Origin of the sequence: Solibacillus sp. FSL K6-1126 (assembly GCF_038003445.1) — a bacterium.
Lineage (GTDB): Bacteria > Bacillota > Bacilli > Bacillales_A > Planococcaceae > Solibacillus > Solibacillus silvestris.
The window spans coordinates 2,081,131-2,102,010 of record NZ_JBBOPD010000001.1 but is presented as its reverse complement, the minus strand read 5'-3'; the positions used below and the strand labels follow the sequence as shown (position 1 = coordinate 2,102,010).

General features: G+C 34.7%; 18 protein-coding genes, 2 pseudogenes and 1 other annotated feature. Of the genes and pseudogenes, 15 read left to right on the top strand and 5 right to left on the bottom strand.

Features of this window, described 5'->3' with window-relative positions; all coding sequences use genetic code 11:
- Window positions 1-7 precede the first annotated feature (7 nt).
- Together MHH44_RS10270 and MHH44_RS10265 are read right to left on the bottom strand one after the other, a co-directional pair.
- Window positions 8-1,405: an NAD(P)-binding domain-containing protein gene (locus tag MHH44_RS10270; RefSeq protein ID WP_008407209.1), complete on the bottom strand. Its 1,398-nt coding sequence runs from the start codon at window positions 1,403-1,405 to the stop codon at window positions 8-10.
- Window positions 1,406-1,474: 69 nt separating this feature from the next.
- Complete coding sequence (locus MHH44_RS10265) at window positions 1,475-1,921, bottom strand: MarR family winged helix-turn-helix transcriptional regulator (RefSeq protein ID WP_008407208.1); 447 nt, start codon at window positions 1,919-1,921, stop codon at window positions 1,475-1,477.
- Between the two features lie 93 nt (window positions 1,922-2,014).
- On the opposite strand from MHH44_RS10265, the gene MHH44_RS10260 reads away from it, so the two are divergent.
- From MHH44_RS10260 to spoIIP, 14 genes and pseudogenes are all read left to right on the top strand, one after another.
- Entirely contained in the window at window positions 2,015-2,503 is a 489-nt protein-coding gene (locus MHH44_RS10260) for a GNAT family N-acetyltransferase (protein WP_008407207.1), read from the top strand.
- Between the two features lie 310 nt (window positions 2,504-2,813).
- Complete coding sequence (locus tag MHH44_RS10255; protein WP_340799507.1) at window positions 2,814-3,404, top strand: YitT family protein; 591 nt, start codon at window positions 2,814-2,816, stop codon at window positions 3,402-3,404.
- Between the two features lie 269 nt (window positions 3,405-3,673).
- Window positions 3,674-4,969 carry an MFS transporter gene (locus MHH44_RS10250; protein ID WP_340798495.1) on the top strand — a complete coding sequence of 432 codons (1,296 nt, stop codon included), beginning with the start codon at window positions 3,674-3,676 and terminating at the stop codon, window positions 4,967-4,969.
- A gap of 359 nt (window positions 4,970-5,328) precedes the next feature.
- Window positions 5,329-5,563, top strand: a binding site (T-box leader).
- Between the two features lie 46 nt (window positions 5,564-5,609).
- Complete coding sequence (gene metG, locus MHH44_RS10245; RefSeq protein WP_340798494.1) at window positions 5,610-7,256, top strand: methionine--tRNA ligase; 1,647 nt, start codon at window positions 5,610-5,612, stop codon at window positions 7,254-7,256.
- A gap of 317 nt (window positions 7,257-7,573) precedes the next feature.
- Window positions 7,574-8,085, top strand: a pseudogene (locus MHH44_RS10240) (cytochrome c biogenesis CcdA family protein).
- Between the two features lie 57 nt (window positions 8,086-8,142).
- Window positions 8,143-9,504, top strand: a complete 1,362-nt coding sequence (locus tag MHH44_RS10235; protein WP_340798493.1) for a sensor histidine kinase — start codon at window positions 8,143-8,145, stop codon at window positions 9,502-9,504.
- 15 nt (window positions 9,505-9,519) lie between these two features.
- A complete protein-coding gene (locus tag MHH44_RS10230) occupies window positions 9,520-10,200 on the top strand; it encodes a response regulator transcription factor (protein ID WP_008407202.1) in 681 nt (226 codons plus the stop codon).
- Between the two features lie 30 nt (window positions 10,201-10,230).
- Complete coding sequence (locus tag MHH44_RS10225) at window positions 10,231-10,767, top strand: CueP family metal-binding protein (protein WP_008407201.1); 537 nt, start codon at window positions 10,231-10,233, stop codon at window positions 10,765-10,767.
- Between the two features lie 106 nt (window positions 10,768-10,873).
- Window positions 10,874-11,605 (top strand): urease accessory protein UreH domain-containing protein, encoded by a 732-nt coding sequence (locus MHH44_RS10220; RefSeq protein ID WP_008407200.1) that lies wholly within the window; start codon window positions 10,874-10,876, stop codon window positions 11,603-11,605.
- 212 nt (window positions 11,606-11,817) lie between these two features.
- Window positions 11,818-12,138 carry a helix-turn-helix domain-containing protein gene (locus MHH44_RS10215; RefSeq protein WP_008409062.1) on the top strand — a complete coding sequence of 107 codons (321 nt, stop codon included), beginning with the start codon at window positions 11,818-11,820 and terminating at the stop codon, window positions 12,136-12,138.
- 8 nt (window positions 12,139-12,146) lie between these two features.
- Window positions 12,147-13,010 carry an IS3 family transposase gene (locus MHH44_RS10210; protein ID WP_340797581.1) on the top strand — a complete coding sequence of 288 codons (864 nt, stop codon included), beginning with the start codon at window positions 12,147-12,149 and terminating at the stop codon, window positions 13,008-13,010.
- 214 nt (window positions 13,011-13,224) lie between these two features.
- Window positions 13,225-13,536, top strand: coding sequence for a hypothetical protein (locus MHH44_RS10205; RefSeq protein ID WP_340798492.1), 312 nt, complete (start codon window positions 13,225-13,227; stop codon window positions 13,534-13,536).
- A 248-nt stretch (window positions 13,537-13,784) separates the two neighbouring features.
- A complete protein-coding gene (locus MHH44_RS10200; protein WP_340798491.1) occupies window positions 13,785-15,305 on the top strand; it encodes a multicopper oxidase family protein in 1,521 nt (506 codons plus the stop codon).
- Between the two features lie 108 nt (window positions 15,306-15,413).
- On the top strand, window positions 15,414-16,430 hold the full coding sequence (gene spoIIP / locus MHH44_RS10195; protein WP_340798490.1) for a stage II sporulation protein P: 1,017 nt from the start codon (window positions 15,414-15,416) through the stop codon (window positions 16,428-16,430).
- Between the two features lie 166 nt (window positions 16,431-16,596).
- Here the strand turns inward: spoIIP and MHH44_RS10190 are convergent.
- From MHH44_RS10190 to MHH44_RS10180, 3 genes and pseudogenes are all read right to left on the bottom strand, one after another.
- Window positions 16,597-17,564: pseudogene (locus MHH44_RS10190) on the bottom strand (IS110 family transposase); the annotation flags it as partial.
- Between the two features lie 993 nt (window positions 17,565-18,557).
- Window positions 18,558-19,157 carry a hypothetical protein gene (locus MHH44_RS10185; protein ID WP_340798489.1) on the bottom strand — a complete coding sequence of 200 codons (600 nt, stop codon included), beginning with the start codon at window positions 19,155-19,157 and terminating at the stop codon, window positions 18,558-18,560.
- Window positions 19,158-19,212: 55 nt separating this feature from the next.
- Window positions 19,213-19,674: a hypothetical protein gene (locus MHH44_RS10180; RefSeq protein ID WP_340798488.1), complete on the bottom strand. Its 462-nt coding sequence runs from the start codon at window positions 19,672-19,674 to the stop codon at window positions 19,213-19,215.
- A gap of 359 nt (window positions 19,675-20,033) precedes the next feature.
- Here MHH44_RS10180 and MHH44_RS10175 point away from each other — a divergent pair, with 359 nt between their 5' ends.
- Window positions 20,034-20,789 (top strand): SDR family oxidoreductase, encoded by a 756-nt coding sequence (locus MHH44_RS10175; protein WP_340798487.1) that lies wholly within the window; start codon window positions 20,034-20,036, stop codon window positions 20,787-20,789.
- The last annotated feature ends 91 nt before the right edge of the window (window positions 20,790-20,880 follow it).

Below are 20,880 nucleotides of genomic sequence, written 5' to 3'. Positions count from 1 at the left end.
TCCTTTTTTAACAGCAGTTAGAATTGTTATTACTATTTAAATCTAAACTGCAAACACCCGTTTCAGGAAGATCCAGCTCAACTTTACGAGCTGCTTCGAGATCACCTGTTAAGTAAGCGACAATTGATCGAACTTGTTCATAACCAGTTGCCATTAGGAATGTAGGAGCACGTCCATAACTTTTCATACCGACAATATAAAAGCCAGATTCAGGATGACGTAATTCTAACTCACCATGAGGACGGACCGTACCGCAGCTATGCTCATTTGGATCAATGAGTGGTGCTAATGCTTCAACACTTTCGACAGTAGAATCAATCGATAATCGGATTTCTTTTAAAAATGAGAAGTCTGGTCGGCTTCCTGTATTCGCAATGATTTCATCAACTGCTGGAAGTTGATGTTCGCCAGTTGGGCCATCACCTTTTATGATAATTCCAACAGATGTTTGTGTAAGCTCTTCGATATAAAATGGAGTAAAGACTTTTATTTTTCCTTCATTAACTAAAGTATGAATGCGACTCCCTAATTCACCTCTAGCAGCAAGCGCATCCTTTTCTTCACCGCCATAAGCTTCTTCTACACGCTTTTTACGTAAAACCCAGATAATTTCAACATCTTCAAGTTTTTCTAATTCTAAAATCGTATTAATAGCTGAGTGCCCACCTCCAATAACAGCGACTCGCTTGCCTTTATAGCGATCATTTAATGATTTAACATTCGGAATACCATAAAAGATCTTGTCAGCAAGCTTTTGCTCAGCTGAAGTCCAAACATTCTCTGCATGAACAGGATTTGGCGTTGCCCATGTACCCGTAGCATCAATAACAGCACTGGCAAAAATGCGCTCTGTCTTACCGTTTTGTTCTGTATAAAGTACAAATGGCGCAGAATCGCGACTGGCTGATTTCATTTTATCGCGATTCTTTTTACTAATGCCGAAAACGGTTGTATTAAACGATATAAATGGTTTGATCTCAGGTAAATTTGCTAATGGCTGTAGATACATCGCGCGGATTTCTTGACCTGTTGGTAAGATGGATTCTTCAGGCATAGTCCAACCAGATTTAAGTAGCAATTGTTTAGCAGCTTTATCTACGTTGTATTGCCATGGTGAAAATAGACGAACATGCTGCCAGGATTTAATGTTTTCAGCAACCTCTGAGCTCTTTTCAAGAAGGATAAATGCTTCACCAGCTAAAGATAGATGGGCAGCAGCAGCTAAGCCAACTGGACCTGCTCCAATAATAGCGACAGGATACGTTTTATTTAGTCTAGTAGGTGATTCTTTAGGGAGCGACTCATTTTGTGTACCTTCCACAGGACCACAGCAAGAATTAGTTGACGCTGATACTGGTGCACAACAGCTTGAATTTTGATTTTTAATTGTTAACGGTATGTTCATTTATAACTTCCTCCTCAAATACTTGTAGTTTGCAACTATACACTAAATAAAAAAGCAAGAAATCCTTGCTTAGTAAATCGGGGTACAGCATACCGTCGATTTAGACATTGCTTCGTTTAGAAGCTGAATCGAACGAAGTACCGTTTCTTTTTCAAAGTCGTTCATATGTGAGAATACTTCTTCTAAATAGGCATTCATGGATTCATCTATTGTTGTTGCGACAAATTTTCCTTGTGCTGTTAATGATAAAATTGATACACGTTTATCTTGAAGAGAAGGCGTTTTTTTAACCAATTCCATTTTCACTAGTGTTTGAATTTGTCGGCTGAATGTCGTAATATCCATTGCAAGTGTTTCAGCAATTTGTTGCATAGAAGGTGTTTGCTGTTTATCAATTTCGTAAAGAATTTGACTTTGAATTGTAGATATTTCAAAGGATCCAACAGAACAGCAATTTTTGTTTAGTAACCCAAATCTTCGTGTTAGTATGTGAAAAATTTCACGTTTATTCTCCATTCAATCACCTCTAATTAAAGTAAAACAAAAACATTTGCAAAATGCAACTATTTATTTTATTATTTTAATATTCAGTCACTTGGAGGTTGGTATATGACTATTAAAATACGATTTGTTACAAGTGAAGATTGGCTAGACGTAAAGCGAATTTATGAAGCAGGGATCGATACTAAAATAGCTACATTCGAATCGAATGCCCCCGATTCTTATAATGAGTGGTTTGGTGAAGCAAATCCAAATTGTTCATTTGTTGCTTTGGAGGAAAATCATATTTTAGGTTGGTGTAAATTAACGCCTGTTTCAAAACGTAAGGTGTATAAAGGAGTAGGAGAAGTAAGCATTTATATTGCACCAGATGCAATGGGAAAGGGAATTGGACATTTGTTATTGAATCATATGATTACAGCATCTGAAAAGGAGGGATTTTGGACATTAGAATCCAAAATTTTTAAAGAAAATGTTGCTAGTCTTAATTTACATATTAAAAATGGTTTTCGTGTGGTTGGTGTTCGCGAAAAGATTGCTCAACTCAATGGAGAGTGGAAAGACAATATTTTAATGGAGAGAAGAAGGAGTATTTAGCCGATTATGTTAGATTCGTGAATTCACGGTTAGAAGTTAGTGTATATTTCAGGAAGTGGTTTAAATCCAGCGATTTATTTCAGTGGAAGCATGAATGTACTGACTCGATTGTTAGTGTATTTGGTGAAGAAACTGTTATGTATTGAAGGTTAACCTCATGCTAGAAGGAATTTCAAAACACTAAAGCAAGTAGTAAAAAACTTTTGGGGGTTCTTCTTTAAACTGAGTAATGAACATATATTTTTAAGTATTTCCATTACTTGAATTGTACTAATAGATGTTCTGAAAAGTATAAATAAGAGGTGATTCCCTGTACTTTTTAAAAAAAGGTTTGGCGCTAATTACCGGAAGCATTTTTATATCAATGGGTATAAATCTGTTTATAGTGCCACATGAAATATTAGATGGAGGAACAGTAGGAATTGGATTAATAGCAAATTACTTATGGGGTTTTAATACAGGATTAATAGTTATAGTAGTTAGTATTCCTATTTTTATTTTTGCTTGGTTTTTTTATAGAAATTATTTCTATAACAGCTTACATGGTCTGATTCTGTATGCCTTTTTTATCGATTTTCTATCACCATTAAATAATCTAATTGAATTAGAAGCTATATACAGTTCATTACTAGGTGGCATTCTTGTTGGAATTGGAAATGGATTGATGTTAAATTTTCAGACAAGTACGGGAGGCACGGATTTTATTGCCCAGTTTTTATGTGAGAAGACGGGGATAAATGTAGGGATTTATATTTTGTTTATTGATTCCATCATAATAATTATTGGTGGCTTATTATTATCTTCAGAGACGTTTTATCTCTCCGTTATGACTATACTTTCTATTGGTATCACCACGAGTTTTATTACAAGTAGAAAAGGACATGTTGTCGCTTTTAAATGATGTATAAAGCGAGGAAAAGAGCATGGACGGCAGGACAGGCCAAAGTAGTTGCTATCTATGATCGTGCCTTTTGGAGGGAACGAGGACTTTCTGGATACCTAAGGAGTGGGGTTGGTAGTTGGAAATAGTTGTCCGGAAAGGGCAGTAAGGATTTCTGTTTGCGTTATCAAATATTGTTTGCCATACAATTTTCATATTGTATGGCTTTTATGTGCGTGTTATGATATTCCAAATCTTGTAGGAAGGTTTTTAGAAAGGCAGGCAGGAATATGGTACAAAAAACTCGTGTAGAATCTTCAGAAGAACAAACAGCTACACTGAAAAGCTACATTCTTTATCCGGAAAAACAAAAAGCGTTATATAAGCGGACATTATTCGTTGTAAGTGTCTCACAAATTTTTGGTGGGGCAGGATTAGCAGCAGGCGTTACGGTGGGGGCGCTTCTTGCACAGCAAATGCTTGGTACAGAAGCCTATGCCGGGCTTCCTTCCGCGTTATTTACTTTAGGTTCAGCAGGAGCAGCTTTAATCGTCGGGAGACTTTCGCAAGCGTCTGGACGTCGTATCGGGCTGGCTACAGGTTTTATGATTGGTGGGCTTGGGGCAATAGGGGTCATCATTGCAGCTATTATAAATAGCGTTTTGCTGTTATTTCTATCTTTACTTGTTTATGGTTCAGGAACTGCAACTAATTTACAAGCTCGGTATGCAGGTACGGACTTAGCAAATAATAAACAGAGAGCGACTGCTATTAGTCTTACGATGGTTTTTACAACTTTTGGTGCAGTTGCTGGTCCGAATTTAGTAAATGTAATGGGTGATATTGCTCTTTCTATTGGCGTTCCAGCACTTGCTGGACCATTCATTTTAGCAGCAGCTGCATATATCTTAGCAGGAATTGTGCTTTTTGCTATGCTTCGGCCAGATCCATTACTAATAGCAAGATCAATAGAAGCGTCCAACAAAGAAAAGCATGAGAAAACACATTCAGCTATTACAGAGCAAGTAGAAAACCGAAGAGGCATAATTGTAGGTGCGACAATTATGGTTCTCACTCAAATTGTAATGGTAGCTATTATGACAATGACACCTGTTCATATGCGGCATCATGGGCATAGCATAGGGGAAGTTGGTATTGTTATTGGTTTTCATATAGGTGCCATGTATCTGCCTTCTCTGGTTACTGGTATCCTTGTTGATAAATTGGGACGTACTGCTATGGCGATTGCTTCTGGAATTACGTTACTTCTGGCGGGTTTAACAGCAGCATTTGCACCAGGAGATTCCATGGTTTTCCTGGTGATTGCACTTTCTCTACTCGGATTAGGATGGAATTTTGGGTTGATAAGTGGGACTGCACTTATTGTTGATTCAACTACAACCTCTACAAGGGCTAAAACACAAGGTACATTGGATGTTTTCGTGGCGTTGTCAGGAGCTGCTGGTGGAGCCTTGTCGGGAGTGATTATGGCAGGATCAAGTTATCTAACTTTATCATTTATTGGAGGGATTCTCTCTTTATTATTAATTCCGGTTATGATCTGGTCTCGTATTGCCAAAAATTAGAAGGGTTAAATTACTAACACTTTATTTTGGATATATCTTTGTGAAGTAGAGTCCTCTAATTTCATAATAAAGGATTATAAATCTTTATACATATTCAAAAAAACATGTTTATACAAGTAGGGGGTGAACAGTTTTGTTGACGGGATTAAGCTTCCACGGGCGCTACGTTCTACCCCGACTCCGTTATAATAAGACCTAAAAGAAAAAAGTCAACCAGAAAAATCTGGCTAACCTTATATTACGATCGGCAGCTATTTTTGAATAAGGAAGGTACTTTTTACCAAAATTTCCAGATTGTATAGCGAACTCAAATAGAATATTTTGACTTTTTTGACCATTGTGGTAAATTATAGTTGTAATATTTAGCGTTGATAAGGAAGAGTAAGTATTGGAGTTTTTATAGAGAGCTTCTGATGGTGGAAATGAAGCAAAACGAATTTACTGAACATGGCCTTTGAGCTTCGTACCGATATGTAGGCTACGACGAGATGAGCACTCGTTACAACAGCGGCAGTATGACTTCGTACTGGCAGAGGCAAATAGTGTAAGCTATTTGTAAAATTAGGTGGTACCACGAGATAATTCGTCCTAATCGCAATTTGCGATTAGGCCTTTTTTTATTATAAGGGGGAAACATAGAATGAATGTATTAATCGGAGGCGCTTGGCCTTATGCAAATGGTTCTTTGCATTTAGGTCATGTAGCAGCACTTTTGCCAGGAGATATTTTGGCAAGATATTATCGCTTAAAAGGTGAAAGGGTGCTTTATGTATCAGGTAGTGACTGTAATGGTACGCCAATTTCAATACGGGCAAATCAAGAAAATACTACAGTAACAGCAATTGCGGATCGTTATCACACTGAATTTTTACAATGCTTCAATGAATTAGGATTTACTTATGATCTATATACAAGAACTGATGCATCACATCATCATAAAGCTGTACAAAATATATTTTTAAAGCTTTTAGAGAATGGCTTTTTATTTAAAAAAAGGATTGAGCAAGCATACTGTACAGTAGATAATCAATTCTTACCAGACAGATTTGTGGAAGGAACGTGTCCAAATTGTGGGGCAAAAGCACGTGGAGATCAATGTGACAATTGTTCAACCATTCTAGATCCACTTGACTTGAAAGATAAAACATGCAAAATTTGCGGAAATGAGCCAGAAATCCGAGAAACTGAACATTATTATTATGAGTTTAGTCATTTTCAACAGCAATTAGAGAACTTTGTTAATGAAGCATCTATAGAAGGAAGATGGCGAGAGAATGCCGTACAGTTAACTAAACGTTATTTAACTGAAGGACTACCAGATAGAGCTGTTACAAGGGATTTACCTAATGGGATAACTGTACCTGTAAAAGGCTTTGAACAAAAGAAAATCTATGTTTGGATTGAAGCAGTAGCAGGATATTACACAGCAAGCTTAGAATGGGTAAAACAAAATGGAAAAGATGTTTCTGAATGGTGGAATGAGGAATCCATTTCCTATTATATTCATGGCAAAGATAATATCCCATTTCATACAGTAATTTGGCCAGCAATCTTAATGGGGCTAGGTCAAGAGGGATTACCAACACATATTGTTTCAAATGAATATTTAACATTAGAGAAAAGAAAACTTTCTACAAGTCAAAATTGGGCAGTTTGGGTACCAGAAATATTAAAAGATTATGATCCAGATTCGATTCGCTATTTTTTAACAATCAATGCACCAGAAAATCGTGACGCCGATTTTTCCTGGCGAGAATTTATCTACAGTCACAACAGTGAACTATTGGGTGCATTTGCTAATTTTGTGAATAGGACGTTGAAATTCATTGCAAAATCCTTTAATCACAAAGTCCCTCAAGCAAAAGTAAACATTAGTATTAAATTAGATGTGGAACACTTATATGCAAAAGTTGGGGAACATATCGAATCAGGTGAAATGAAACAGGCAATTGAAGCTATTTTTAACTTTATTCGCAGGTCAAATCGCTACTTTGATGAAGAACAACCATGGACTACTGTTAATAAACATATTGAACAATGTGAAGAAACGCTTGCAACTTGTGTTTACATTATTCAAAATTTAGCTCAATTATTACATCCCTTCTTACCATTCGGATGTGATAAGATTCGTCAAATGTTAGGTACCTCTTTAAACGGATGGGATGAAGTTGCGGAATTACCAACTGAATTAAATAATATAGAACCTCTATATGAAAGGATTGATGTAAAAAAAATAGAAGAAGAACTTCAAAAATTAGACGAAGCATCTAACGAGTTTAAGTACTAATAACCAATAAAACTAGTTAGTATTATGTACTTCTCATTTTATAAGTTTTATTCAGCAATCGGGCGCTATTGTGGAACAACACTCTGAGGAAATAATCGATCTTTTTTTATATAAGTCTCATACTTAACTAAAATGAAAACCGCCATTATGATCATCTTTTTTCAAAATGGCGGTTTTAGCTATATTGCTAAATAAGGACACAAAACAATTATAAATTAATTTCCTGCATAATTTCTCCATATTTATTACTTATACTAACATTAGCTATTACTAAAATAATGAATACGGTTTTATGAAAAGATTAGTGAAAATATTTAATTACCCAAATAAACCCATTTTTTGCATATGGAGCTGTGCTTTTGGCTTTTATTTCTCCATGTTCACTACTTCTTTATCCGGCATTTTTATCTTATATGCCCTTTTCTTCTTTGAGTTCGTTAAAGGAGATTTATGTAATATAGATTTACTAAGACAAATCAGCGCAATGTTTTTATTTAAATCACGCCCAAAGGGATATTTAGGCACCATCATTATCGGTATGGGGTTTGAGCAGGTTGGACACCATGTACTGGACCAATTAGGCAGGAGTTATTGCTTTAGGGATATCGGATCCAAATAGATGTATATGGTATATGTTATTTTATGTACTAGGTTTTTCGATTCCATCTTTACTAATGTCTCTATTTATAGGAAAATGGAGTTTTTTCAAAAACGTAGTGACGTTTTTATGAAGATAGATGGCATTATTATGATTATAATGGAAATTTTATTGTACTCTGATTGGATGACAATAATTATTGCGTTATTAACGCCATTTTTTGGGGATTAAATTAGCTAACAATCTATTTATATTTTAAGACGTTTTATGTGAGGAGAGCAAAATAAAGTGAATAAAATTTCTACAAAATTGGCGGTTTGTTTCTTCATAGTGGTGCTAATAATGGAATCGCTTTTGATGTATTACCTTCATCAAAATATGATTAATAATAGGGTGGAAGAAGAGTTCTCGTTATTATTGGCAAATGGTGCAAATCATCGCGACGTTCTTATTGAAAATTATTCAGATACCACGATAAAACATATTGTGTTAATGGAAAAAAATGAAAAGCGTGAAGTGATGATAATAGATAGTACAGGTAGTATTATTGGCAGTTCCGATAACTCCTATATGTTGCAAGAAGAGTATCAACTATCTGTAGACGATTTTAATGGTGAAAAAGATTACATAGTAGTTTCGGATTGGAGAAGTCTACCATACATAATTAGCGTACATCCATACGTAGTGGATCAAAATCGGTCAGGCGTTGTCTTAATGTTTCAAAGTACAAAATCAATCAATCAAATGGTTGATGACATGAACTTGCATTTTGTTATATCTGGAATTATAGGATTAATCGTTTTATTTATTATATATGCGTTACTATCTAAAATTCTAACTCGACCGTTAATCCGAATGAAAGAAGCAACTGAGAAATTAAGTAAAGGTGATTTTGAGGTGAATTTACCGAATTTAGGGAGTGATGAACTAGGTGACTTATCGTATTCCATTCATAAGTTAGCAAAGGATTTAAAACGATTAAAGAATGAGAGAAATGAGTTCCTTGCTTCTATTGCTCATGAATTAAATACACCACTAACATATTTGATTGGATACTCGAAAGTTGCAAAAAGAGAAGATTTGAGTGATAAGGATCGGAAATATTACTTAGAAATTATTGGTGAAGAATCAAATCGAATGAAAGAATTAATGAAAAACTTATTAGATTTGGCACGAATGGATGAAAACACCTTCACCATTTCCAAAGAACATTTTTTGGCCAAACCATTTCTGGAGAATATTTATAAATTCGTAGCCCCTTCATTTGAAATAAAAAAAATCAAACTTAATCTTGTTTGTGAAAGCAATTTACACATCTATGCTGACGCTCTTAGATTAGAACAAATAATACTAAATTTATTAGATAATGCTTTAAAATATTCCAACGAAAATTCAGAGGTCTGTTTAAAAGCATATGAAAAGGATGGAAGTACAGTTATTTCTGTTATTGATACTGGTATTGGGATTCCATCAAACGAAATAGAATTTATATTTGAGAAATTATATCGAGTTGAAAAATCAAGGTCACGTGCGTACGGAGGCTCAGGAATCGGTCTCGCTGTTGTGAAAGAGTTAGTAGATGCACATGGAGGAACCATCGAGGTCGAAAGCAAAATAGGACAGGGTAGTACGTTTAAAATAACGATATAAAAGGAGAAAGAATAAATGCAAACGGTTCTTTTAGTAGATGATGAACAAAGAATGTTAAATCTGGTTGAATTATTTCTGGTTCCACACGGATTTAAATGTCTAAAAGAAAAAAATGGAGAAAATGCTTTAGAAACACTTAGAAATGAAAAAGTAAATTTGGTTATTTTAGATGTAATGATGCCTGAAATGGATGGATGGGAAGTTTGTAAAAAGATACGTGAATTCTCACAAGTCCCTATAATTATGCTTACCGCAAGAACAGATAAACTGAACTTAGTAAAGGGATTAAATATCGGCGCTGATGATTATCTCACAAAGCCATTTGATGAAAGAGAATTGGTTGCCAGGGCTAACGCGATTTTACGAAGAGTTACAAAAGTAGATGAGAGTAATCGTGATAATGTTGTTTATAACGAATTCTATTTAGACACGGAGAAATATTCCTTGTATTACGAAAATTCGACTGCTCAACTTACATCGAAAGAATTTTTTATTGTGAAGGCGCTGATGTCTAGACCTTCTAAAGTTTATGTACGGGAAGAATTGCTCAATGCGGCTTGGGATTATGAAACAGAAACGGATATTCGAACAGTTGATTCCCATATTCGCAATTTAAGAGAAAAGTTGAAGAAAGCAGGTTTTCCTACTAATGAATTTCTAAAGACTGTCTGGGGAATCGGTTATAAATGGAATTAATCTAATTAAAACCAAGAGGTGTAAAGTAAAATGAAATTAAAAATGCTTATTAGTACTATTTTTTCAGTTGTTCTAATGACAGCTTGTAGTGAAGAAAATAAGAATGAGGAAAACAGTTCTATAAAAAATGAAAGTAGAGAAATTAAGGAATTAGTTCAAGACTATAGTGCCCGAAATGTTACAGCTGAGTCCGCTTCTATAACATCTAAACAATTATTAGTAAAAGAAATCGATGGAAATGAGAAAGTATATGACCTTCCTAAAGATGAATTTTTTGTTTCAATTGCCCCTTACATAAACGAAACACATCCTTGCGAAAATCACAGTTTAACGGGATGTCAGGGTGAAATGGTAAGTGAACAGTTTGATGTATACATTGAGGATGCCAAAGGTAATGTCCTAGTTGATGACACATTAAAAACAGAAGAGAATGGATTTATTGACTTATGGTTACCCCGTGAACAATCATTTAATATAAAAATTGAGCATCAAGGAAAAGCCATTGAATCTGAATTTTCTACATATGAAAATGACGGTACTTGTATCACAACAATGAAATTGATTTAGGGATTTTGAGATAGAGCAGGTAAGGTAAGAAATTTTCAATCTATAGATAAAGGTCTAATTGGGGCAGAGTAGCTTTCAATAAGTAACTAGAGAAGGTGACAATAAAATGTATAAATTTTTGTCTCAAATAAGTCAAATAATCAGTAATCCAGTTTCTGCTTTTTTACATTCATTTGATCATTCTCCATTTTTTATAGCCCTTCTTCTAGGGTTAATTGGCGCGGTAGCACCCTGTCAACTTACCGGAAATATCAGCGCAATAACCCTTTATGGAAATCGAACGATTCAAATAAACAACAGTTGGGGAGTAATCACATCTTTCATTATTGGGAAAGTGATGGTTTATAGTGTCATTGGATTTTTAGCCTGGTTTTTTGGTCAATCATTTGAAACAAAAATAACGGAGTACTTTCCATTATTCCGTAAAATAATTGGTCCCTTATTAATTATTACTGGATTTGTACTATTAGGGTTTTTAAAGTTTCAATTTTTAAGTCGCTTTAATTTTCATATTCCAGAAAGTTTAAAAAAGGGAAAAGTAAGCTCATTCCTTTTAGGTGCAAGTTTTGCAATTGCATTTTGTCCTACTATGTTTGTCCTCTTTTTCGTTTGGCTAATGCCTACGGTAGCATCTACATCTTATGGATTAGTGCTCCCTGCAATATTTGGAATCGCAACATCGATTCCTCTTATGCTGATTTTAGGGTTAATATGGTTTTTTGATGTAAAAGGCTTAATCATGAAAAAAAGTATGAAGGCAGGAAGAGTCATACAAAGGATTGCTGGAATTGTGCTAATTTTCATTGGCATCCTTGACACCCTCACATATTGGGTATGATTATAACACCGGCAATAGGTGTAGCAGTTATGTCATGAGTACGATTATTTGTGCAATAAATGCACAGCTTTTAAAGATTAATAATAAGTAAAAATAGTAAATAAAAAATTGCCTAAGAATTCGAATTCTTGATATTATCCCCTTTAAGTAGACAATGTTAAAAAACCTACAGTACGCTGTAGGTAAACATTTTACTTAAAGGGGATTTTTCTGTGTCGAGAAAAAATAGTATTTATTCAAACGAGTTGAAGTTAGAGATTGTACAAGCTTATTTAACAGGCAATGAAAGTATGCAAAAAATTGCGGATCGATATGAGATTCGTAATGTTTCTCAAGTAAAAGCTTGGGTGAAGAAATATAAAGAAGTCGGATCCATCGAAGCTTTTAATCGTATCGCATCTACAGGTTCTGGTGCGAAAGGTGAGAAGAATCCTTTAAAAGGAAAACGGGTCCACTTTAAAAATGTAGAAGAAGAACGTGATTACTATAAGGCACAGGTCGAATACTTAAAAAAGCAGTATCCAAATCTGTAAATGGAGGAATGCCTACTTATTCAGATCGTTATCAAATTATTGAAGAAATGAAAGATCGCTATCCCATTACATGGCTTACTAAAATGGCAAAATTGGAACGTTCAGGCTACTATAAGTGGCTTAAAAATGGCAAAGTATCGTTACGCAAACATAATGATATTGTTTTAAAGGAGCAAATTTTGGCAATTCATCAAACGCACAAAATGTATGGATATCCACGCATGAAAATCGCTTTACGAGACAAAGGCTTTCTTGTGAATCATAAGAAAGTCTATCGACTAATGAGTGAGTTGGGTATTCAATCGATTATCCGTAAAAAGCGTCGCGTATGGGGCAACCGTCTCTCACGTGTATTTGATAATGTGTTGGAGCGTCAATTTAAAGAACGTGTAGAAAATGAGGTGCTCGTAACAGATATTACGTATCTGCCAACGAAAAATGGATTTCTCTACTTGTCAGCTGTACAGGATTTATATAACAACGAAATTGTCGCTTGGCGTATTAGCAAGCGTAATGATTTAGAATTAGTCATGGATACCCTCCAGGAATTGACCGCAAAAAGAAATGTGTATCGAAGCATCATTCACTCAGATCAAGGCTACCAATACACATCCATAAAGTATCATCAAACAGTAGAGCAGCTTGGCATGATTGGCAGTCATTCTCGCAAAGGAAACTGCCATGACAACGCTTGTATTGAGTCCTTTTTCTCGCACTTTAAAAGCGAGTGCTTGTATCTGTTACATGATTATTCAGAGGAAACGGTAAGACAAGCTGTTGAGCAATATATCTACTTTTATAATTACCAGCGCTTCCAAAAACGACTCAACCATCTGGCACCGATAGAATATCGTCACCAGATGGCTGCTTAGTCTTTTTATAGGCTGTCTACTTGACAGGGGTAAGTCCATTCTTAGGCTTTTTAATATTATTTTTTAATATCCAGTTTAGTAGCAAAAATTAAAGGTGAGTGAATATAATAAAAAAATATGTAATTATTTATTCAAATCTAATAAAAGTGAGTTGAGGTAAGTGTGTATTTCTAGTAATTTTGTTGAACTGCAGGCTTATAGAATATGTGAAGAAATGAAAAACCAATCAATGTACAAAATGATGAAGTTAGAGCTTTCTGATGAGAGTATTATTGAACCTCAGAATCTTGAAAACTTTGGAGATGGAAGAGCATTGATTACAAAAGCAATTTTTGAAGATACTGAGGGGAAATCCTATTCAGTAAATATTAATCATAATGGTTTAAGATTTGCTATGGGGGAATTAACATATAAAGAATATAGAAAAATGGAAAAAAATGAAGACCTAATGGCACTTGGTTTTTTAGCATTATTAATAGGTTTAATAATAACTATTATGTATAGTTTGTTACTATTCTTAAGATAAATCTGTTTAGCAATGTGGCATAACTCAATTATGTGGGGATATTTAAAAGTTTTAGGTTTAAAACCAAATATATAAATGATTTGGTAATCCCCTCTAAAAGGGGCGCATTAATTATTGAGCTATTTTTCTACACATTTTCGAACTTCACGGAAAATTTCTGCACATTCTTGGCAATGGCCGTTAATCTCCATATTTCCTCCATATTTATTTGTTACAGTAATTGTAATGAAACACAAGGAGGAAATATCATGAAGTTTAATTTTTTAGTTACTACTTTACTAATTAGTAGTGTTATTATTGCAGGCTGTAGTGCAGCTAGTTCTGAATCTGGTGAGCATGAAGCAATGGATCATGTAAACATGACAAACATGGAGGGTATGGACCATTCGAACATGACCGATGAGGAAATAGAGGAAATGGATATGGAAAACGGTCATGCAAGTCATACAAACCTTGTTGCACTAAATAATTCGACCGGGGAAAATGAGTTAGCCATCCCACAATTAATTGAACCGAAAGATGGAGTTGTTACTATTAATGCTCAACAAGGTACAACAGAAATTTTTAAGGGAGTTCAATCTCAAACATTTGGATACAATGGGTCATTTTTAGGTCCGGTTATTCGTGTTAATGAAGGAGAAACGGTAATATTTAGAACAAAAAACGAATTAGCTGAACCAACAACATTTCATTGGCATGGTGTAGATATATCAGGTGAAGGCGATGGTGGTCCACATCAGCTTTTAGGACCAGGAGCAATGGAAGACGTGAAGTTTACTGTTAGTCAAGGTGCATCAACACTTTGGTTCCATCCTCATCCAGAAGGTTCTACAGCTGAACAAGTATATAAAGGTCTAGCAGGACTAATCTATGTTGAAGATAATAATTCTAAAAATCTAAACTTACCAAAAGAATATGGGGTAAACGATTTTCCATTAGTATTTCAAGATAGAGAGTTCACTGTCGAAAAACAGTTTGATTATCAAGCAGTACGAAATGATGATGGTACAATCGGTAATACTTTATTAGTTAATGGTACGATAAATCCAAAACTGACAATAGGAAAAGAAAAAGTGAGACTTCGTTTATTAAACGGAGCGAATGCACGAAATTATACATTTAAATTAAATACAGAAGATAAATTCCAACAAATAGCAAGTGATGGTGGCTTCTTAAATAGCCCTATTGAGATGAGTAAAATTACATTAGCACCTGGTGAGCGAGCGGAAATTATTGTGGATTTTTCAAAATACGATTCTGAAAGTGATATTGCACTTTTGAATGAAGATGATGCAATACTATTACCATTTATTATTGATGAGCAAAAAACGAATCCGCTAGAAATTTCAACAAGTTTAAATGATTTCGCGGTGACAGATGAAGAAAGAAATTTATCCGTTACGAAAAAACTAGAACTTTTCGGTATGGGGAAAATGGTTTATATTAATGGTAAACAATTTGATATGAACCGACTTGATTTTTCGCAGAAGCAAGGTGAAACAGAAATTTGGGAAATTTACAATAAACCAGATGCGATGGGTGGCATGATCCATCCGTTTCATATTCATGGTACTCAATTTAAAGTTGTTTTAATTGATGGAAATGAGCCACCTGTAAACTTGCAGGGATGGAAGGACACAATTTCAATTGAAGCTGGTCAAACAGTTAAATTAGCCGTGAAATTTAATAATAAAGGTATATACATGTTCCACTGCCATATTCTCGAACATGAAGAAAACGGAATGATGGGACAAGTAGAAGTAATCTAGTTAAATAAAAGATAATTAAAGAACACCCTCAAGTAATAGTTGGGATTTACTTGAGGGTTTTTTTAACTACTTAATTTAATTAATAAATATAGCAAGGGAAGGGTCTAAATGTCTCCTAAATTAACAGAAGATACGAACAAAAGAAAGGGAAAGAATAAAACAATATTATTTCTTTATATCGCGATCCTCCTTTTTATTATCTGGGCAATAGCTACTATTTGGTTGGCAATGACCTACAAACTTAATAATAAAAATAATGAGGAAAAAGAAGCTATAAATAGTGCTTTAAATAAAAAAAGTCCCACTAATAAATTTAATTCAGAAGAGGATAAGACTTTTGAAAACACGGATAGAGATGACTTAAAACCACCTATGGAAACAGTATTAAAAGACAGAACTCTTCGAATAAAAAATATTGAGGGGATTTTTGGAAATATGGAATCACCTAAAGAAATTTCGGCTATCCACTCTACTTTTGGTAAAGAAGTTGTTTATATTTATCATTCCCATAGTAGGGAATCCTTTTTGCCCTATTTAAAAGATACAATCAGACCAGAAGAAGCTTATCATTCAGTAGCAAACATAACATTGGTTGGAAAAATGCTTGGGCGAGCAATGGATCAAAGGGGAGTAGGAACGAAAGTTGAGACTGTTGATATTGTACAACTTTTGAATTTTAGGAAATTAGATTACACCAGCTCTTACAATGTTTCAAGGGAGCTAGTGCAACTATCACAAAATGAAAATAAAGACCTTGAATACTTTATAGATATTCACCGTGATTCATTACGAAAAGAGAATACAACGATTGAAATAAATAGAACAAAATATGCTAATCTACTTTTTGTAGTTGGAACTGGCCATGCAGAATTTGAAAAGAATCTTCAGTTTGCGAATAATTTACATACACTATTAGAGAATAGATATCCATCTTTGTCAAAAGACATTCTTCAAAAAAGTAGCAGTCAGGGAAATGGAATTTATAATCAAGATTTTTCCCCAAACTCATTAATTATAGAAATTGGGGGAGTAGATAATACGGTAGAAGAACTTCATAGATCAACGGAAGCTCTTGCTGAAGTGTTAAGTGATTATTATTGGGAAGAAAATTTGGAATCTCGATGAATTAAAATTAGCTGCATTTTTTATTGTGGTATTTTTTGCTTTTGACCTCCGTACTGCAAATGCAAGTGTCTCAATGGAATGAATCATACAGATAAATAAAGCAATGATAATAAGCTGTGTTGTAATAACAGGTGTTTTTCCTTAGTAGGGGATAGGAACCCCCCCTCCTTAATGTACCTGATTCAAAGATACTTGGATCAAGACCGGCAAATGCGACTAGTTTCTTAGGGTGATTAAATCTTTCAATTTCCCCAATTTCAGATATAATCGTGGCAGCGATTTTTTCTCCGATACCAGGAATTGATTGGATAATCTTCGATTCTTCATTACTTTTGGCCAAAGCATCTATCTCATTTTCAAGTAGGGATAGGTGTTTTTTGTATTCAAAGATCATGTTAATATACATATCTAAACTTAGGGCAAGGCTAGAATATAAAGCCTGTTGAAATGGATTTTGAGCTGCTGCAGTCATTAGCTTTTCAGCCTGTTGATTTGCCCATTGTAGAGAACGAGAATTACAGAATTCTTTTATTTTAGTTGTTAATAATTCGTTATTGGCGCTCAATATATCTTCTGAAGTAGGATAAGTCTGTAGTATTTTTAAAGAAACATTCGAATATAAGTCGCCAAAAACATTACTATATTCAGGGAATACTTGATCTAAGACTGCCTGGAAATGTAGTTTAGTTTGTACAAACCTGCCTGTAATATTATCGTGCTGTCTCGTAAGATGACGTAAGTTCGCAAGTTGGATGCCACGCTTTTTATAAGGCTCTAAATCCTCTTTATAATACAGCTCGCAGAGATGATTGGCATCAACGATATCTGTTTTTACCTTTCGTAAACTAGAACTTTTCGTCTTATAAGAGATGAGTGGATTTACGATAATGATTAAATAACCTTTGTCTTCAAAATATTGAACAACTGGTGTGTGATAATGGCCTGTAGACTCCATAACTAGGGGAGGGCGCTCTCCTGAAATATCTTCTACTTCTTTAATAAAATCTAATAAACTAGCTAACCCATCAAGATCATGTTTTACTTTAAAGCTTTTCTTGTAGGGCTTCTTTCTTTCCAAATAAGCTTGAACCTGACTTTCACCTTAGCTACATCCAGGCCAATGACTGGATTCATTATAATTCCTCCTTCAAAATGATAATTGCCGGTAACCCCTAAATCCTCTTTGTAGTGTCATAGCTTCGCTTGTTATACGAGATCACTGTCCCAACCAGCCTCAAACATGTTTCTACAAGTAGGGGGTGAACTGTTTTGCGGACGAGGTTTTAGCCCCACGGGCGCGAACGTTCTACCTCGGCTACCGTTATCATATATCGATATAAAAAATGGTCAACCAGAAATATTTTCTGGCTGACCTAATAATACAATCTGGCGCGTTTCTTCAATAAGAAGATCGCATTTTTCCGTTAGAGGGCCAAATTGCTGTATAAGTAAGTAGCCCTTATTTAAACAAAAAGACAGTAGATAAATCGAAATCTTCGACATGTCTACCGTCTAAAGGGGACAAATAACTTTCGGCATTTTCACTATCAACTGCTGGTTACGAATTTTTTAACTTCCGAAGCCTTATCACCGTTTAATAAATGCGTCACACCATGTTTTACTTTAAAGCTTTTCTTGTAGGGCTTCTTTCTTTCCAAATAAGCTTGAACCTGACTTTCACCTTAGCTACATCCAGGCCAATGACTGGATTCATTATAATTCCTCCTTCAAAATGATAATTGCCGGTAACCCCTAAATCCTCTTTGTAGTGTCATAGCTTCGCTTGTTATACGAGATCACTGTCCCAACCAGCCTCAAACATGTTTCTACAAGTAGGGGGTGAACTGTTTTGCGGACGAGGTTTTAGCCCCACGGGCGCGAACGTTCTACCTCGGCTACCGTTATCATATATCGATATAAAAAATGGTCAACCAGAAATATTTTCTGGCTGACCTAATAATACAATCTGGCGCGTTTCTTCAATAAGAAGATCGCATTTTTCCGTTAGAGGGCCAAATTGCTGTATAAGTAAGTAGCCCTTATTTAAACAAAAAGACAGTAGATAAATCGAAATCTTCGACATGTCTACCGTCTAAAGGGGACAAATAACTTTCGGCATTTTCACTATCAACTGCTGGTTACGAATTTTTTAACTTCCGAAGCCTTATCACCGTTTAATAAATGCGTCACACCATATATTTCACCTTTTCCGTTATGATTAATGGCAACGTCTAAATCATTCATAATTTGCTTCACGTACTCGAATGCTTTATGCGTATTTTCATCAGTAGGTGCCCATTGATTAACTAAATCTGTTGATTCTATCGCTTCACCATTAGGATCTAAATGTACCGTACGGGCAGCTTGCTTATTAGCTATATAACTGGTTAAAAGAAACAAATTTATATAATCTTCTTCCAATTCTTTATTTCCTTTAATTAAATCGATTGGTGATTTTCTATCGACTACTAGTGACTTCAAATAATACTCGAATCCCTCATCGTTATTCGCTTTCTTCAATTTTGGGTCGTTCAACGGTTCGGAAAGTAATATGTTCATCTCTGAAACCCATTCTCCGATTTCAGCATGATAAATTTGGGATTCAGATGCTTCTACAATATCGCTATTTGTTGCTTCATCTTTGTAACTTGAATATTTAAGGACCCCACTGAGTGTAACCATAGATATAACGACAATAGCAGAACCAAATAAAATTTTTGTTTTCATGCACAAACTCCTTTCCCTAATAAATTTAATATAATCAAGAATCGCAAGACAAAATTTAATTTCTCTTAATTAGACTGATCGCTGCTGTTTTATCCAACTTCTCAATTTCTATGTCATTGGTGGAAAAGTTATAATCCACACTCTGGATAAATTTTTCAAATACCATAGCTATTGAGACATGGTTATCAACACTCCAAACAATATTGTATTTTCCCTTATGGTTAGATTCTCTAAAAATTTCAAGCTCTATTTTTTTAGTATTTCTAGTCCTTCCATTTTCCTTAAAGTAAATTTTAATTGTACCGGAGTCTGTTATCCAATTACCGACTTTATTAATAATTACTTCTTTATCAGCATAAGGGGACTTACTTTCAACTAATAAATTCTCTTCAAAATAGATCCAATAAATTAAAAAAAATAATATAACCAAGAAACCAAAACCCAATACTTTAACGGTCTGTTTTTTTACAGCTCTAATTTCTTCTTGAATTGATTTCTCATTATTTAAGTTATTCATTTAGAACCCCCTTACTTATAAATGTTACCATAAAAATTAATTTGTTTTACAATTTATCCCTTTATCAAGTGCTACATTTAAATATAATCTGCTACTAGTGAAGGGTACTTTAGTCAAAGTACCACTGTAATTCATAGGAGGCCGAAAATATATTCAAGTTGTTCAATAATCTGGCGCTTTTCTTGAATAGAAAAAGGGCATTATTTAATTAAAGGGCCATTTGAAGGAATCAAATTTAAAATGAATTTGGATATTTATGTTAATGTTAAGATGAAATGTACTTATACTAACGGGCAGGTTTGTTTATCAAGAATCGAGAAATAATATTTAAAGTTTTGTTAAATAAGGGGGGAGAAACCATGAAATTAGTTGGCTCTATAGCAATAGTCACGGGTGCAAGCCATAACAAAGGAATTGGAACCGCTGTTTGTCGTATGTTAGCAAAAGATGGTGCAGATATATTTTTTACACATTGGGCTTCAAATGTGGATTGGGCAGTAAATTTTCAAAACGAAATAATAGGGGAATACGGAGTTAGATGTGGCAACTTAGAAATAGACTTATCTGAACCAAACTCTCCATTTAAATTACTGGAAATGGTTGCTTACCAATTGGGCATACCGACAATATTAGTTAATAATGCCGCACACTCAACCAGAGATGGATATATGAAATTAGATGCAAAAACACTTGATGATCATTATGCGGTAAATATGAGAGCAACTTTTATACTGAGTGTTGAATTTGCTCGTCGCTTAAAGCTACAAAATAAATTGAAAGGCAGAATTATCAATATGACTTCTGGACAAGCACTTGGACCGATGACTGGTGAATTAGCTTATGTTGCAACAAAAGGCGCTATATCAGCTTTCACACTTTCTTTATCTGCGGAATTGGCACCATTAGGCATTACGGTAAACGCAATAAATCCAGGTCCTACCGATACAGGCTGGATGACAGATGAGATAAAAACACATTTAACAAGTAAGTTCTTATCAGGGAGAGTTGGATTACCTGAAGATGCAGCCCGGTTAGTATCTTTCCTTGCCAGTGAAGAGGCACAATGGATTACAGGACAAATAATTAACTCAGAAGGAGGTTTTTTAAGAGCTTAGATTGGGGGAGCCAGTTGAATTAGCGTATTAAATCCAAAACATTGCTAACATCACTCTATTAATTTATCTTGTCTCAATGCAAAATACAAAG

Coding starts and splice junctions, on each gene's coding strand:
- MHH44_RS10220 (WP_008407200.1), top strand. CDS start 10,874: ATGTATAAATTTTTGTCTCAAATAAGTCAAATAATCAGTAATCCAGTT.
- MHH44_RS10230 (WP_008407202.1), top strand. CDS start 9,520: ATGCAAACGGTTCTTTTAGTAGATGATGAACAAAGAATGTTAAATCTG.
- MHH44_RS10185 (WP_340798489.1), bottom strand. CDS start 19,157: ATGAAAACAAAAATTTTATTTGGTTCTGCTATTGTCGTTATATCTATG.
- spoIIP (WP_340798490.1), top strand. CDS start 15,414: ATGTCTCCTAAATTAACAGAAGATACGAACAAAAGAAAGGGAAAGAAT.
- MHH44_RS10200 (WP_340798491.1), top strand. CDS start 13,785: ATGAAGTTTAATTTTTTAGTTACTACTTTACTAATTAGTAGTGTTATT.
- MHH44_RS10265 (WP_008407208.1), bottom strand. CDS start 1,921: ATGGAGAATAAACGTGAAATTTTTCACATACTAACACGAAGATTTGGG.
- MHH44_RS10260 (WP_008407207.1), top strand. CDS start 2,015: ATGACTATTAAAATACGATTTGTTACAAGTGAAGATTGGCTAGACGTA.
- MHH44_RS10180 (WP_340798488.1), bottom strand. CDS start 19,674: ATGAATAACTTAAATAATGAGAAATCAATTCAAGAAGAAATTAGAGCT.
- metG (WP_340798494.1), top strand. CDS start 5,610: ATGAATGTATTAATCGGAGGCGCTTGGCCTTATGCAAATGGTTCTTTG.
- MHH44_RS10205 (WP_340798492.1), top strand. CDS start 13,225: ATGAAAAACCAATCAATGTACAAAATGATGAAGTTAGAGCTTTCTGAT.
- MHH44_RS10175 (WP_340798487.1), top strand. CDS start 20,034: ATGAAATTAGTTGGCTCTATAGCAATAGTCACGGGTGCAAGCCATAAC.
- MHH44_RS10250 (WP_340798495.1), top strand. CDS start 3,674: ATGGTACAAAAAACTCGTGTAGAATCTTCAGAAGAACAAACAGCTACA.
- MHH44_RS10210 (WP_340797581.1), top strand. CDS start 12,147: ATGCCTACTTATTCAGATCGTTATCAAATTATTGAAGAAATGAAAGAT.
- MHH44_RS10225 (WP_008407201.1), top strand. CDS start 10,231: ATGAAATTAAAAATGCTTATTAGTACTATTTTTTCAGTTGTTCTAATG.
- MHH44_RS10270 (WP_008407209.1), bottom strand. CDS start 1,405: ATGAACATACCGTTAACAATTAAAAATCAAAATTCAAGCTGTTGTGCA.